Origin of the sequence: Streptomyces sp. NPDC046557, assembly GCF_040645975.1 — a bacterium.
GTDB lineage: Bacteria > Actinomycetota > Actinomycetes > Streptomycetales > Streptomycetaceae > Streptomyces.
Window position 1 is genome coordinate 122,584 of record NZ_JBEYZH010000006.1, and the last position, 14,978, is coordinate 137,561.

11 protein-coding genes, 1 tRNA gene and 1 pseudogene are annotated in these 14,978 nt (G+C 70.6%); 6 read left to right on the forward strand and 7 right to left on the reverse strand.

Features of this window, described 5'->3' with window-relative positions; genetic code table 11:
- Positions 1-132: 132 nt before the first annotated feature.
- The 5 genes from ABZ934_RS15290 to ABZ934_RS15310 form a co-directional block, all read right to left on the reverse strand.
- Entirely contained in the window at positions 133-1,569 is a 1,437-nt protein-coding gene (locus tag ABZ934_RS15290; protein WP_361312801.1) for a DUF2252 domain-containing protein, read from the reverse strand.
- A gap of 67 nt (positions 1,570-1,636) precedes the next feature.
- Positions 1,637-2,296: a response regulator transcription factor gene (locus ABZ934_RS15295; protein ID WP_361312802.1), complete on the reverse strand. Its 660-nt coding sequence runs from the start codon at positions 2,294-2,296 to the stop codon at positions 1,637-1,639.
- Positions 2,297-2,305: 9 nt separating this feature from the next.
- The gene (locus tag ABZ934_RS15300) at positions 2,306-3,988 is read right to left on the reverse strand and encodes a histidine kinase (RefSeq protein WP_361312803.1); all 1,683 of its coding nucleotides are present in this window, start codon (positions 3,986-3,988) and stop codon (positions 2,306-2,308) included.
- A 10-nt stretch (positions 3,989-3,998) separates the two neighbouring features.
- The gene (locus ABZ934_RS15305; protein ID WP_361312805.1) at positions 3,999-4,526 is read right to left on the reverse strand and encodes a hypothetical protein; all 528 of its coding nucleotides are present in this window, start codon (positions 4,524-4,526) and stop codon (positions 3,999-4,001) included.
- A 438-nt stretch (positions 4,527-4,964) separates the two neighbouring features.
- A tRNA-Leu gene (locus ABZ934_RS15310) sits at positions 4,965-5,047 on the reverse strand.
- Positions 5,048-5,339: 292 nt separating this feature from the next.
- Between ABZ934_RS15310 and ABZ934_RS15315 the strand changes: the two genes are divergently transcribed.
- From ABZ934_RS15315 to pknB, 6 genes are all read left to right on the forward strand, one after another.
- Positions 5,340-6,170 carry a DUF3662 and FHA domain-containing protein gene (locus tag ABZ934_RS15315; RefSeq protein ID WP_361312807.1) on the forward strand — a complete coding sequence of 277 codons (831 nt, stop codon included), beginning with the start codon at positions 5,340-5,342 and terminating at the stop codon, positions 6,168-6,170.
- Positions 6,171-6,180: 10 nt separating this feature from the next.
- A complete protein-coding gene (locus ABZ934_RS15320) occupies positions 6,181-6,678 on the forward strand; it encodes an FHA domain-containing protein (protein ID WP_361312809.1) in 498 nt (165 codons plus the stop codon).
- A 144-nt stretch (positions 6,679-6,822) separates the two neighbouring features.
- Complete coding sequence (locus tag ABZ934_RS15325; protein ID WP_361312810.1) at positions 6,823-8,286, forward strand: PP2C family serine/threonine-protein phosphatase; 1,464 nt, start codon at positions 6,823-6,825, stop codon at positions 8,284-8,286.
- Between the two features lie 31 nt (positions 8,287-8,317).
- Positions 8,318-9,742 (forward strand): FtsW/RodA/SpoVE family cell cycle protein, encoded by a 1,425-nt coding sequence (locus tag ABZ934_RS15330; RefSeq protein WP_361312812.1) that lies wholly within the window; start codon positions 8,318-8,320, stop codon positions 9,740-9,742.
- On the forward strand, positions 9,739-11,199 hold the full coding sequence (locus tag ABZ934_RS15335) for a penicillin-binding transpeptidase domain-containing protein (protein ID WP_361312813.1): 1,461 nt from the start codon (positions 9,739-9,741) through the stop codon (positions 11,197-11,199). Before ABZ934_RS15330 ends, ABZ934_RS15335 begins: the two co-directional genes overlap by 4 nt.
- Positions 11,200-11,354: 155 nt before the next feature.
- Positions 11,355-13,385 (forward strand): Stk1 family PASTA domain-containing Ser/Thr kinase, encoded by a 2,031-nt coding sequence (pknB, locus tag ABZ934_RS15340; RefSeq protein WP_361312814.1) that lies wholly within the window; start codon positions 11,355-11,357, stop codon positions 13,383-13,385.
- A gap of 58 nt (positions 13,386-13,443) precedes the next feature.
- On the opposite strand, the gene ABZ934_RS15345 is transcribed toward pknB, so the two are convergent.
- Together ABZ934_RS15345 and ABZ934_RS15350 are read right to left on the reverse strand one after the other, a co-directional pair.
- On the reverse strand, positions 13,444-14,157 hold the full coding sequence (locus ABZ934_RS15345; protein ID WP_361312816.1) for a class E sortase: 714 nt from the start codon (positions 14,155-14,157) through the stop codon (positions 13,444-13,446).
- A 13-nt stretch (positions 14,158-14,170) separates the two neighbouring features.
- A pseudogene (locus ABZ934_RS15350) lies at positions 14,171-14,974 on the reverse strand (class E sortase); the annotation flags it as partial.
- Positions 14,975-14,978: the final 4 nt, after the last annotated feature.

The window sequence follows — 14,978 nt, forward strand, 5'->3', positions numbered from 1 at the left end:
CCTAAGGCCCGGCCGCCCCGGTGCACGTTCCGTGTTTCACGTGAAACGTCCGCACGTGAAACATCCACCGTGTTTCACGTGAAACATCCACCGGGGCCCGCCGCTCACCCCCACCCCGAAGGAACCGGCCGGTCAGACGCCGAACTCGGCCGCGATCCGACCCGACCGGACCGCCGCCAGCAGATAGGCGTGGTCCGCCTCGCTCCGGTCCGCGTATGCCACGGCGAAGGCCGCCATCGCCTCGTCCAGCTCCTCGTTCTTGCCGCAGTACCCCGCGAGCACCCGCGGGTCGGCACTGTGCGCGTGGGCCCGGGCCAGAAGGGCGCCGGTCATCCGCCCGTAGTCGTCGATCTGCTCGGGGGCCAGCGCCGCCGGATCCACACTGCCCTTGCGGTTGCGGAACTGACGGACCTGGTAGGGCCGCCCCTCCACGGTGGTCCAGCCCAGCAGGATGTCGGAGACCACCTGCATGCGCTGCTGCCCTGCCACCACCCGACGACCCTCGTGCTCCTCCTCCGGCGCGTGGAAGCCCAGAGCGGGCAGGTGCGGGAGCAGCACGGAGGGCCGTGCCTCCTTCACCTGGAGCACCAGCGGCTCCCCACGGTGGTCCAGCAGCAGCACCACGTACGAGCGGGTGCCCACGCTTCCGGTGCCGACCACGCGGAACGCCACGTCGTGGATGGCGTACCGGGCCAGCAGCGGCAGTCGGTCGCCCTGCAGGGTCTTCAGGTAGGGGCCCAGCGAGGTCGCCACGGCAGCCGCCTCCTCGTCGCCGACCCGGCGCAAGACCGGAAGGGCGTCCACGAAGCGGCGGAACCCGTCGGGGCCGGCCTCCGTCGACTTGGCCGCGAACCGGGCGGAGGTGTTGTTGCGGGCCTTCTCCGAGACCCGTTCCAGCGTGCCCAGCAGGTCCCGCGCATCGGTGTGCGAGACCAGTTCCTCGTCCGCGATGGCGTTCCACGCGTCGAGCGCCGGCAGCTTGGCCAGCAGCCGCATGGTCCGCCGGTAGGCGCCCACGGCGTCCAGTGCGGCCGCCCGGCAGGTGTCCTCGTCCGCTCCCGCCACCCGGCCGGCCAGGACCAGCGAGGTCGCCAGCCGCTTCACGTCCCACTCCCACGGACCGAACACGGTTTCGTCGAAGTCGTTCAGGTCGATGACGAGCCGGCCGCGCGCGTCCCCGTAGAGACCGAAGTTGGCCGCGTGCGCGTCACCGCAGATCTGCGCGCCGACACCGGTCACCGGGCCGCCGGACAGGTCGTGCGCCATCAGGCCGGCCGCTCCCCGTAGGAACGCGAAAGGGTTCGCGGCCATCCGGCCCACGCGGATCGGCGTGAGTTCCGCGACCCGCCCGACGTTGGACTCCTCGACAGCGCGCACGGCGTCCGGCCGTCCGGCCGGAGCCTCGAACCGCGCGTGGGCCGAGCGCGGCACGCGTGCGCGCAGCGCCTTGCCCGTCTCCTTCGCCGAGCCCGCCACGACCCGCGGCGCGAACCCGGCGACGCGCGGTATCCGCCCGGCTCCGGTCGCCGGTCCCGTTTCGACTGTCTGCTCCGCCGGTACCGCCACCATGCGTGCCGCCCCCCACCCGTAACTGCCGTGCTTCCCGGCCAACATCAATGATTCGGCCTGACCGTATCTACAGCCCGGCGTCCCTGGCCAGCAGGGCGGCTTGGACCCGGTTCTCGCAGTCCAACTTGGCCAGGATGCGGCTCACGTACGTCTTCACCGTCGCCTCGCTCATGTGCAGCCGTCGGCCGGCGTCCGCGTTGGACAGTCCCTCTCCCAAGAGGGCCAGCACCCCGCGTTCGCGCTCGCTCAGCTCCGCGATCCGGCGGCGGGCCTCCTCGCCCCGCCCCGCGGCCCTTCCCGAAGCCAACTGGTCGACGACGTGCCGCGCCGCCCCGGGCGAGAGGTACGCGTCCCCGGCCGCGGCCGCCCGTACCGCCCCGATCAGCTCGCCGGGGGCCGAGTCCTTGAGCAGGAACCCCGCACCGCCCTGGCTCAGGGCCCGCAGGACGTTCTCCTTCTCCCCGAAGGTGGTGAGGACCAGCGCCCGCACGTCGGGCACCGTGCGGCCCAGCTCGCCGAGGGCCGTCAGCCCGTCCATCACGGGCATCTGGATGTCCAACAGCAGCACGTCCGGGGCGTGCGCGCGGGCCAGCTCCACCGCCTCCCGGCCGTTGGCCGCCTCCGCGACGACCTCGATGTCCGGCTCCGAGGTCAGGATCATCCTGATCCCGGCCCGGATCAGCGGCTCATCGTCGGCGATCACCACTCGAATCACTCTGGCCGGCACCCCGCGCTCCTACTGTTCGACCTCGTACGCCTGCTTGTCGACGAGCTTGCCGTCCTTGAAGCAGAACCGGAAAGCGGTATCGGTCGTCAGGTGTGAATCCTCCTCGGACAGGAGCACCAGGCAGTGGCTGCCCTGCGGCCGCGGCGGCCCCTTCTGTTCCATGCCCGAGGTCACGAAGCTCTCCCCGTCCGGCAACCGGTCGCGGACCGCCTGCTCCGGCTCGCCCATGCGCACCGCGTCGAAGTCGGCACGGCTGATCATCGCGTCCGTCGCCGAACTCACCACGAGCGCCACGCCGGCCCCGATGACGATGACGAGCAACACCACGGCCGCGAAGGCGATACCGCACCCGAGGGCGACACCCCCGGTGCGGCTGCGGCCACGCACCTCCAACTCGCGGTCCACCGCCGCCCAGTCCATCTCCGGCGCGTCCTTCAACGCGGGCGGGCGAGCCTGTTGGCCGAAGTCGTCGGCCACTTCCTCAGCCCCCGCCGGCTCCGCCCCGTAGGGCAGCACACCGGCCACCCGGAACCCCCCGCCGTCGGCGGCGCCCGCGTAGACCATTCCGCCGACCAGCCGGGCCCGTTCCCGCAGCCCCGTCAGCCCCTGGCCGCCCGACACCACCTCGGTGTCGCCCGCTCCGGCCGCCGGTCCGTTGGCGATCTCCACCACCAGCGAGTCGTCCTCGTACCGCAGCTCCACCGTGATCCGCGCGCCCGGGGCGTGCTTGTAGGCATTGGTCAGAGCCTCCTGCACGATCCTGTACGCCGCGTGGTCGCAGGCCGCCGCCAACGGCCTCGGCTGCCCCGAGGTGGTCAGCCGTACGTCGGTCCCGGCGCCCCGGGCCGCCTCCACGATCCCGGCGATGCCCGCCACCCCGCGCGCCGCGGGCTGCGCCGCCTCCTCGACCGGGACCGGCGCCTCTACCCCGTCGCGGAGGATGCCGACGACCTCGCGCAATTCGTGCATCGCCGCGACCGAGGCGTTCCGCAGCACGCCCACCGCCTCGCGCTGGTGGTCGGTGAGCTTCGGATCCACCTCCAGCGCTCCCGTGTGCACCGAGATCAGCGCCAGTTGGTGCCCGAGGCTGTCGTGCATGTCCTGGGCGATGCGCTGCCGTTCCCGCAGCCGGGCCTGCCCGGCGACCATCGCCCGCTCGCGCAGCAACTGCCCGTTGCGTTCCTGGAGGGCGCGCAGCAGGGTGCGGCGCTGCGACCAGTAGCGGCTGGCCAGACCCGGCATCACGGTGGTGGCCAGGAACATCAACGCCGAGAAGACGATCACCAGCAACGGCCGCGTGAGCGCCCCTTGCTGCACCACGCTCAGGCCGACCTCCGCGAGGAAGGCCACGGTGAAGGCGCCCAGGGCCCGGCCCACCCCGACGATCCTGCGTCCCGCCGACCAGCCCAGCAGGCTCGTCACCAACAGGGTTCCGGGCAGGAACGGGGACACGGCCGCCGCCACGACCAAGGTCGCCACCGGCAGTCGGCGCCGCAGCAGCACCAGCAGCGCCACGGCGAGCGCGCCGGCCACCATCCGCCGCGGGGAGCCGCGGTCGAGTTCCTCCACCCCGAGGCCGAGCACCACCAGCACTCCCACGAGCGCCAGGTCCACCGCCAGGGTGCGCCGGGTCCACGGGTCGGGTCCCTTCAACCAGTCCCGGGCCGCCCGCATCCTCGCCGTCGCATCCACGCGCCCGACCCTAGACACCCGGGCGCTCCGAAGACCGTCCTCTTTCGTCGCGCGCCGCACGACGAAAGTCGAGGCCGCCCGAACCGGCCACCCGCGCCGCCTCCTCTCCGATCAGGCGGGCGGCCTCCGCCGGCCGGTCGGCGGTGAACCGGACCCGACGGGCCATGACGGGCCCACCGCGCCGCAACCGCACCTCCACCGGCGCCGCCAGGACGAGGAGCACGGTGGTGGCACTGCTGACGGAGCACGCCACGGCCTCGATGTCGTCCGGCGACCGCCGCAGTCCGTGTCCGACCGTCAGCCCGTGCTCGGCCCGCACGCTCATCACCTCCGTCAGCGGGAGGGTCAGCGCTCGAAAGGGTCCGGTCCGCAGCCGCAACACCCGCCCGTCCAGGAGGTGGGGGGTACGGGCGGTCATCGCGCACACCCCGACACAGAGCACGAACGCGCACCCGACCCACAGCAGGTGGAACACCCGCAGCGCCGCCGGTACCACCGCGTCGACGACGGCTTCGACGACGATGTCCACCCCGGTCACCGCCCAGATCGCCAGGCGCGCGTCCGCGGAATGGGAGATCGCCCGCCCCCCTCGGGAACCGGCACCGGCTCGCGCCGCAGCCAACCCGCCAGATCCCTCAACAGGGTCACCGCCCACATCACGGCCGGTCTTCCCGCCGTCCCCCCACAGTCCGCGCTCATGCGCCCAGCCTGCCCGCGGCGCCGCCGGGCCCGGGGTCACGCATGTCACCGGTTTCCGTGGGAATCGCACGGCGTCCTCCATGACGTACGTCACCGGCGCCCCGCGCCTGACGCGCCCTCATGGAAGCGGTCGGGAACGCACGCGCCCCACGCGGCCGGGGAGGGCGAAACGTGCGCGAGGGCAAAGGGAAACGGGCAAAGCAAAACGGCCGCCATCGCTTTCGCGATGACGACCGTTTCGTCGTTGCCAAGAACACCGTTTCATCGGCGTCCTCAGTGGGCGAGGGGGGATTTGAACCCCCACGTCCCGAAGGACACTGGCACCTGAAGCCAGCGCGTCTGCCGTTCCGCCACTCGCCCGAGCAGCTCCCCAGCGGTTCTTCCCTTTCGGGCCGTTCCCCTGGCGACGTCGAAACATTAGCACGTCGGACGGGGTGGAATCACATCGCTTTCCGACCGCCCCGGACCACCGCCACGACGGTCCCCTCCCGCACTCCGCTCCCGGTGCGGGACACTGTTCCCGGAGCGCCCCTACGATCCTTGTGAGCACCAACACTCCTGGGCACAGGACCGGAGGGGAACCACCCGAATCCGCCACGCGTGGATACGATCAGTAAGCAGTACAGGGCGACAACGACGGAGGAGGTGCCCCATGGGAGTTCTGAAGCGGTTCGAGCAGCGACTCGAAGGTCTGGTGAACGGCACCTTCGCCAAGGTCTTCAAGTCCGAAGTACAGCCGGTGGAGATCGCCGGCGCCCTCCAGCGCGAGTGCGACAACAACGCCACGATCTGGAACCGCGAGCGGACCGTCGTCCCCAACGACTTCATCGTGGAACTCAGCACCGGTGACTACGACCGTCTGAGCCCCTACTCCGGCCAGCTCGGCGACGAGCTCGCGGGCCTCGTCCGCGACTACGCCAAGCAGCAGCGCTACAGCTTCATGGGCCCCGTCAAGGTGCACCTGGAGAAGGCCGACGACCTGGACACCGGTCTCTACCGCGTCCGCAGTCGCACCCTCGCCTCCAGCACCTCCCAGCCGGGCGCCCCGCAGGGGCAGGGGCAGGCTCCCCAGAGCCCCCAGCAGGGCGGATACGGGTACCCCCCGGTCGCCGCCCCGCCCATGCCGAGCGCCCCGCCGCCCGGCGGTCCCGCCGCACGCCGGGGCGGCCCCGGAGCCGGTCCCGGAGCGGGCGCACCGGGCACCACGCGCCGCTGGATCGAGATCAACGGCACCCGCCACCAGATCTCGCGCCCCACGCTCGTACTCGGCCGAAGCACCGAGGCCGATGTGCGGATCGACGACCCCGGCGTATCGCGCCGGCACTGTGAGATCCGGACCGGAACGCCCCCGACGATCCAGGATCTCGGGTCCACCAACGGCATCGTGGTGGACGGGCAGCACACCACCCGCGCTACGCTCCGCGACGGCTCGCGGATCGTCGTGGGCAGCACCACCATCATTTACCGGCAAGCCGAAGGGTGAAGCGGGGGCAATGTCAGAGCTGACCCTGACGGTCATGCGGTTGGGTTTCCTGGCCGTTCTGTGGCTGTTCGTCATCGTGGCCGTCCAGGTCATCCGCAGTGACCTCTTCGGAACGAGAGTCACGCAACGCGGCTCCCGCCGCGGCGGCGCGGGCGGTGCCCCGCAGCAGACGGGGCGCCCCACGACGCCCCCGCAGCAGCGGCAGCGCCGTGGGGCGCCCACCAAACTCGTCGTGTCCGAGGGCACCCTCACGGGAACCACGGTCGCCCTCTCGGGGCAGACGATCACCCTGGGCCGCGCCCACGACTCCACGATCGTGCTGGACGACGACTACGCGTCCAGCCGTCATGCCAGGATCTACCCCGACACCGACGGCCAGTGGATCGTCGAGGATCTCGGGTCCACCAACGGCACCTATCTCGACCGGACCCGGCTGACCACCCCGACGCCCATCCCGCCGGGCGCCCCGATCCGCATCGGCAAGACCGTCATCGAGCTGCGGAAGTAGTACGAGAATGAGCGAGCGGAGCGAGCGAGCCGCGGCGGTCCGTCCCATCGGGGACACGGACCCGAGCGCGCTCCCGACCGGAGGGTGGGCAGTGTGGCTCGAGACCGGTTGTACCCGGAGGCAGCGTCGACAGGGCAGGTGCGCATGAGTCTGTCCCTGCGGTTCGCCGCCGGATCGCACAAGGGCATGATCCGCGAAGGCAACGAGGACTCCGGTTACGCCGGCCCCCGCCTGCTCGCGATCGCCGACGGCATGGGTGGCCAGGCCGCCGGCGAGGTCGCCAGCTCCGAGGTGATCTCTACTCTCGTGCAGCTCGACGACGACGTCCCGGGCTCCGACATCCTCACCGCCCTCAGCGTCGCCGTGCAGCGCGCCAACGACCAGTTGCGCGTCATGGTCGAGGAGGACCCACAGCTGGAGGGCATGGGCACCACCCTGACCGCCCTGCTGTGGACCGGCCAGCGCCTCGGCCTCGTCCACGTCGGCGACTCCCGTGCCTACCTGCTGCGCGACGGCGTCCTCACGCAGATCACCCAGGACCACACCTGGGTGCAGCGCCTCGTCGACGAGGGCCGCATCACGGAAGAGGAAGCCACCACCCACCCGCAGCGCTCGCTGCTCATGCGGGCCCTCGGCAGCGGCGACATCGTCGAACCGGACCTCTCCATCCGCGAGGTCCGGCCCGGCGACCGCTACCTGATCTGCTCCGACGGGCTGTCCGGCGTCGTCTCCCACCAGACGCTGGAGGAGACCCTCGCCGACTACCACGGTCCGCACGAGACCGTGCAGTCCCTGATCCAGCTCGCCCTGCGCGGCGGCGGCCCCGACAACATCACGTGCATCGTGGCCGACGTCCTCGACACCGACAGCGGCGACACCCTCGCCGCCCAGCTCAACGACACCCCGGTCGTCGTCGGCGCGGTCGCCGAGAACCAGCACCAGCTCTTCGACGGCAACGCCATGCAGACCCCGGCCGGCCGCGCCTCCGGGCTCGGCCGCCCGGCCGCCCCGCCCGCCGGCGCCTTCGGGCCGCCCGGCAGCGGCGGCCACCCCGGCTACGGATACCCCGACCAGGGCCAGGGCGGCGGGTACGGCGGTTTCGGCGACGCCGACAGCGGCGCCTACGACTCCGACTCCGACTACGAGGACACGTACGACAAGCCCCGCAGGCGCCGCGGCAAAGGGCGCAAGTGGACCACCAGGACCCTGATCCTGCTCCTCGTCGCGGGTGTGATCGGCGGCGGCGTGTACGCCGGACACCGCTGGACCCAGACCCAGTTCTATGTCGGCGTCAAGGACGGGCATGTCGCGCTGTACCGCGGCATCAGCCAGAACCTCGCCTGGATCCACCTCTCGCAGGTGGAGACCGACCACCCCGACATCGAACTGAAGTACCTGCCGTCCTTCAAGCGCAAGCAGGTCGAGGCCACCATCGGCGAAGGCAGCCTCGAGACAGCCCGCAAGAAGATCGACGAGCTCGGCGCCCAGGTGTCCGCCTGCAAGAAGGACGAAGCCCGCCGCGCCGCCGAGGCGCAGAACAGCCCGACACCCGGCCCCAGCCTGACTCCGGCGGAGCAGCAGCTGGCCGCCCAGTGCGAAAAGCCGTAGCCACACGCGGGCGCAGGGGGCCTGCCACACCATGAGCGTTGTCACCAACACGACCACCATCGGCGCGATCGAGCTGCCGAGCCGGCGGAACACCGAGCTCCTGCTGCTCGCCTTCGCCGTGGTCATCCCGATCTTCGCCTACGCCAACGTGGGCCTGTCGATCAACGGCAAGCTGCCCCCGGGCATGCTCACCTACGGGCTCGGCCTCGGCGTGCTCGCCGGTCTGGCGCACCTCGTCGTACGCCGCTACGCCAAGTACGCCGACCCGTTGCTGCTGCCGATCGCCACGCTGCTCAACGGGCTCGGGCTCGTGATCATCTACCGGCTCGACCAGTCCGAGCGGCTCCAGAACCTCGCCAAGCGCCAGTTCGGCACGTTCACCGAGTCCGCGCCCCGGCAGATGATGTACACGGCGCTCGCCCTCGCCCTCTTCGCGGTGGTGTTGCTGGTCCTGAAGGACCACCGCGTGCTCCAGCGGTTCACGTACATCTCCATGGCCGCCTCGCTGGTCCTGCTGATCCTGCCCGTCGTCCCGGGCCTGGGCGCCGACGTCTTCGGCGCCAAGATCTGGATCAGCGTCGGCGGTTTCTCCATCCAGCCCGGCGAGTTCGCGAAGATCGTGATCGCGATCTTCTTCGCCGGCTACCTGATGGTGAAGCGCGACGCCCTGGCCCTCGCCAGCCGCCGCTTCATGGGCCTCTACCTGCCGCGTGGCCGCGACCTCGGTCCGATCCTGATGATCTGGGCGATGAGCCTGCTCGTGCTGATCTTCGAGAACGACCTGGGTACGTCGCTGCTCTTCTTCGGCATGTTCGTGATCATGCTCTACGTGGCCACAGAGCGCACCAGTTGGATCGTGATCGGTCTGCTCATGTCGGTCGGCGGCGCCGTCGTCGTCGGCACCACCGCCAGCCATGTCAAGGTCCGCGTCACCGCCTGGCTCGACCCGTTCGCCTGCTACAGCAAGTCCGGCGCCTGCGAGCAGGTCGGCCAGTCCATCATGAGCTTCGGTTCCGGTGGGGTCCTCGGCACGGGCTGGGGACAGGGCAATTCGGACCTGATCGGCTTCGCCGCCAACTCCGACTTCATCTTCTCCACCGTCGGCGAGGAGCTCGGGCTCTGCGGCGTCATGGCCTTCCTCCTGCTCTACGGCCTGATCATCGAGCGCGGTGTCCGCACCGCCCTCGCCGCCCGCGACCCGTTCGGCAAGCTGTTCGCCATCGGCCTCTCCGGCGCGTTCTCCCTGCAGATCTTCGTCGTCGCAGGCGGAGTCATGGGCCTCATCCCCCTCACCGGCATGACCATGCCCTTCCTCGCCTCCGGCGGTTCCTCCGTCCTCGCGAACTGGGTGCTCATCGCCATCCTGATCCGGATCAGCGACACCGCGCGCCGCCCGGCCCCGGCTCCCGCCCCGTCCCCCGACTCCGAGATGACCCAGGTGGTCCGCCCGTCATGAACAAGCCCCTGCGCCGCATCTCGCTGTTCTGCGGGCTGCTCGTCCTCGCGCTGCTGATCCGTACGAACTGGCTGCAGTACGTCCAGGCCGAGGAACTCAGCACCCGCAAGGAAAACCGCCGGGTCCAGATCGCCCAGTACGCCACCGAACGCGGCAACATCATCGTCCAGGGCCAGCCCATCACCGGCTCCAAGGTCACCGACGGCAGCGACTTCAAGTTCAAGCGGACCTATACCGACGGCCCCCTGTGGGCGCCCGTCACCGGCTACGCCTCGCAGGCGTTCGGCTCCACGCAGCTGGAGAACATCGACGACGGCATCCTCACCGGCAACGACGACCGGCTCTTCTTCGACCGCACCATCGGCATGTTCACCGGCGAGAAGAAGCAGGGCGGCAACGTCGTCACCACGCTGAACGCCGCCGCGCAGAAGGCCGCCTACCAGCAGCTCGGCACCAAGAAGGGCGCCGTCGCGGCGATCGACCCGAGCACCGGAGCCATCCTCGCCCTGGTCAGCACGCCGTCCTACGACCCGTCCAGCTTCGCCGGTTTCTCGAAGGACGACGGGAAGGCGTGGCGCGACCTGAACAACAGCGAGGACAAGAACCTCGTCAACCGCGCCCTGCGCGAGACCTACCCGCCGGGCTCCACCTTCAAGGTCGTCACGGCCTCCGCCGCACTGGAGAACGGCGTCGTCACCGACATCGACGCGCCCACGGACACCCCCGAGCCGTACATCCTGCCGGGCACCAAGACCCCGATGGTCAACCACGCCACCGGCTGCGAGAAGGCGAGCCTGAACTTCGCGCTGCAGGTCTCCTGCAACTCGGTCTTCGCGAACATGGGCGACAAGGTCGGCCGCGACAAGATGGTCGACATGGCCCAGAAGTTCGGGTTCAACAGCACCATCGACACCCCCGTGCGCGCCTTCGCCAGCGTCTACGACAAGACCATGGGCCGGGACGGCAACGCACAGAGCTCCATCGGCCAGTTCAACACGGCCGCGACCCCGCTCCAGATGGCCATGGTGACCGCCGCGATCGCCAACGACGGCAAGCTGATGAAGCCGTACATGGTCGACAACCTGACCGCGCCCAACCTGGACGTGATCGAGAAGCACGAGCCGCAGGAGATGAGCCGGCCCGTCTCCGCCGCGACCGCGCAGAAGGTCCAGCAGATGATGGTCAACGTCGTCGAGAAGGGCACCGGCACCCCGGCCAAGATCGACAACGTGATCGTCGGCGGCAAGACCGGTACCGCCCAGCACGGCGAGAAGAACGCCAAGCGCCCGTACGCCTGGTTCATCTCCTACGCCAAGCTCCCCAACGGTTCCTCCCCCGTGGCGGTCGCCGTCGTCGTCGAGGACAGTGACGCCAGCCGTGAGGACATCACCGGTGGCGGTCTGGCCGCGCCCGTCGCCAAGGCGGTCATGGAAGCCGTGCTGAAGACCAAGGGATGAGAAACGAAGACAGGATCCGAGCGCTCGGTACCGGTCTCGTATCAGCCTGTGGTCACGAGACGATCACCTCCGATCGGCCGGTAGCCTTTGCGCGAACAGCACACCGCCGGACCACACACAGGTGCGGTCGGGACTGACGGAGAGGGCTGCAAGTTATGGAAGAGCCGCGTCGCCTCGGCGGCCGGTACGAGCTGAGCCACGTGCTCGGCCGTGGTGGCATGGCCGAGGTCTATCTCGGTCACGACACCCGGCTCGGCCGTACCGTCGCCGTCAAGACCCTGCGCGCCGACCTCGCCCGCGACCCGTCCTTCCAGGCCCGGTTCCGCCGCGAGGCCCAGTCGGCCGCGTCGCTCAACCACCCGGCGATCGTCGCCGTCTACGACACCGGCGAGGACTACGTAGACAACATCTCCATCCCGTACATCGTGATGGAGTACGTCGACGGGTCCACCCTGCGCGAACTGCTGCACTCCGGGCGCAAGCTGCTGCCCGAGCGCACCCTGGAGATGTGCATCGGCATCCTCCAGGCCCTCGAGTACTCGCACCGCGCCGGCATCGTGCACCGCGACATCAAGCCCGCCAACGTGATGCTGACCCGCACCGGCCAGGTCAAGGTCATGGACTTCGGCATCGCCCGCGCCATGGGCGACTCCGGCATGACCATGACGCAGACCGCCGCCGTCATCGGCACCGCCCAGTACCTCTCTCCCGAGCAGGCCAAGGGCGAGCAGGTCGACGCGCGCTCCGACCTCTATTCCGCCGGCTGCCTGCTCTATGAGCTCCTCTGTGTCCGGCCGCCCTTCGTGGGCGACTCCCCGGTCGCCGTCGCCTACCAGCACGTGCGCGAGGAACCGCAGCCGCCGTCCAACTTCGACCCCGAGATCACGCCGGTGATGGACGCCATCGTCCTCAAGGCGCTGGTCAAGGACCCCGACTACCGCTACCAGTCCGCCGACGAGATGCGCGCCGACATCGAGGCGTGCCTCGACGGGCAGCCCGTCGCCGCGACCGCCGCCATGGGCGCCGTCGGCTACGGCTACGGCGACCAGGGCCACGGGTACGGCCCCCAGGGCTACGACCAGCCCACCACCGCCCTGCGCAGCCCCGACCCCGGCCAGACCTCGATGATGCCCCCGACTGCCCCCGGCGACGGCGGCTACGGCTACGGCGACCAGGGCCACGGCGGCTACGACCAGGGCGGCCACGGCCGCCGACCGCAGAAGAAGAGCCGCGCCTCGACGGTCCTGCTGGCCGTCGCCGCCGTCCTCGTCCTGGTCGGCGCCATCCTCATCGGCCGCACCCTGTTCACCGGCGGCGCCGACAACCGGCCCTCCGTCCCGAAGCTGACCGGCGAGACCCTGGCCTCGGCCCAGGACCGCGGTAAGAACGTCGGTCTCTCGGTGGTCCAGGACGGCGAAATGGAGTGTGCCGACCAGCCCAAGGGGCGCGTCTGCCAACAGAGCCCGGCGCCGGACACCAAGGTCGACAAGAACTCCCCGGTCAAGGTCAAGATCTCCTCGGGCGCGCCCAAGGTGGCGGTCCCGGACGTGTTCCGGTTGAAGGTCGAGGTCGCCGAGTCCACGTTGACGGGCAAGGGCTTCCAGGTGGAGAAGAAGCTCGTCGAGTCCGACCAGTCGCCCGGCATCGTCCTGGAGCAGGACCCCAAGCCCGATGTCTCGGCGGAGAAGGGTTCGGTCGTCACCCTGACCGTCTCGAAGGAGATCGCGAAGGGCACCGTCCCGGACCTGACCGGCAAGACGCAGGAGGCGGCGGCCAAGCTGCTCTCCGACGCCAAGCTCAAGCTCGGCAGCGTCACCGAGGTCGACCCTCCCCCCGGTACCACGCCGGCGCCGAAGACGATCGTGCAGCAGCAGTACGCACCGGGCCAGGAGCTGGCCAAGGGCACGACGGTCAACGTCAGCGTCGCCAAGGCCGCCGCGGCGGCGCCGACGGTGGTGCCGCCGCTGACCGGTCAGACGGTGGCCCAGGCCAAGCTGACCCTCCAGGCGAGCAACCTGGCCTTCGGCTCGGTCCTGGCCGGTCCGACGGACGACAACGCGGTGGTCCTGGACTCGAACCCGCCGGTCGGCGCTCCGGTCCCCGCCGGCACGGTGGTCAACGTCCGCACCGCCAAGGGCCAGGACGGAGGCTTCTTCGGCGGCCTCACGGGCGGCACCCGCCGCTGACCCCGGCCCCGTGCGACGGCCCGGCCCTCCCCGCCTCGGGAAGGCCGGGCCGTCGCCGTCAGCGCAGTTCCGCGGGCAAGGTGCGCCCGGCGTCCACCTTCTCCGTGCGCACCAGCTCGCCCCACACCACGTACCGGTACTTCGAGGTGTATACGGGCGTGCAGGTCGTCAGCGTGATGTAGCGTCCCGGGGCGGTCCGGCCCGACTCCTTGGGGACCGGATTGATCACGTCCACGTCGTACTTCGAGGTCTGGCGCAGCTCCGCGAAGACCTTGTAGACGTACCAGGTGTCGCGCGTCTCGAAGACGATCGCGTCGCCGTTCTTCACCTTGTCGATGTCGTGGAACTTCGCCCCGTGTCCGTCGCGGTGCGCCGCCAGCGTGAAGTTGCCCTTCTCCTCCCACGGCAGGGCCGCCTTCACCGGCGCGGTGTAATACCCGGCGACACCGTCGTTGAGGACCTCCGGCGAGGTGCCCGGCTTGACCAGCACCTCGCCGTTGTCCATCGCCGGTACGTGCAGGAACCCGATGCCCCCCTGGGTGTCCAGCGCCCCCGGCGCCTCGGGCGCCTTCGTTCCCGGGGCGGTCTGCCACTGCCGGCGGACCTCGTCGGCGCGGGCCGACGCCTGCTGGTCCGCGAGCACGTTCGTCCACCACAGGGAGTACGCCACGAACAGGCCCAGCACCAGGCCCACGGTGATCAGGAGCTCGCCCAGCAGGCTCAGGAACCCGGCGAGCACACTGCGGCTCTGGGGCGGCGCGGCACGTGACACTGCTTGTTCGTCCTTACGGGCTGGTCAGCGCGGGCGGAGCACCCTTGCTGCGGGGGCGTTCGTCGGTCATCCTGCCCCATACGATCATCCGGTAGGTGCTGGTGAACTCCGGCGTGCAGGTCGTCAGCGTGATGTACCGGCCGGGTCCGGTGAACCCCGAACCCTCGGGGACCGGCTTGATCACCGACACGTTGGCCGGTGAGGTCTGCGGCAGCGCGGAGGTCATCTCATAGGTGTAGTACGCGTCCCGGGTCTCCACCACGATCGGGTCACCCGGCACCAGCCGGTTGATGAAGCGGAACGGTTCGCCGTGGGTGTTGCGGTGACCGGCCAGTGCGAAGTTGCCCTGTGCGTCGGACGGCATCGCCGTTTTCAGGGGTCCCTCGCCGTAGTGCCCGACCATCCCCTTGTCGAGCACCTGCGTCTTGCTGACGCCCTCCGCCACCGGCACCTTCACGTCCAGCTTCGGGATGTGCAGGATCGCGAAGCCCTGGCCGGGCTCGAAGGCCGCCGGCGGCGGCGCGGCCGACCCGCCGGGCGCGTGTTCCCAGTTCTGCCGCAGCGAGCCCGCGGCCCCGTCCGCCGTCCGCTCCGCCAGGACGTTGGTGTACCAGAGCTGGTAGGTGACGAACAGCAGCATCACCACCCCGACGGTGATGAACAGCTCCCCGAGGGCCCGGCTCATCACCACCAGCGGACCGCCCGAGCGGGGGCGACCGCGGCGACGTCCGCCGCCCCCCTTGCGCGCCCGCGCGTGCGTACGCTTCGCGGCCGCCTGTGCCGCCTTGCGCCGCGCGGCCCGGCCCCCCGTGGGGGCGGAC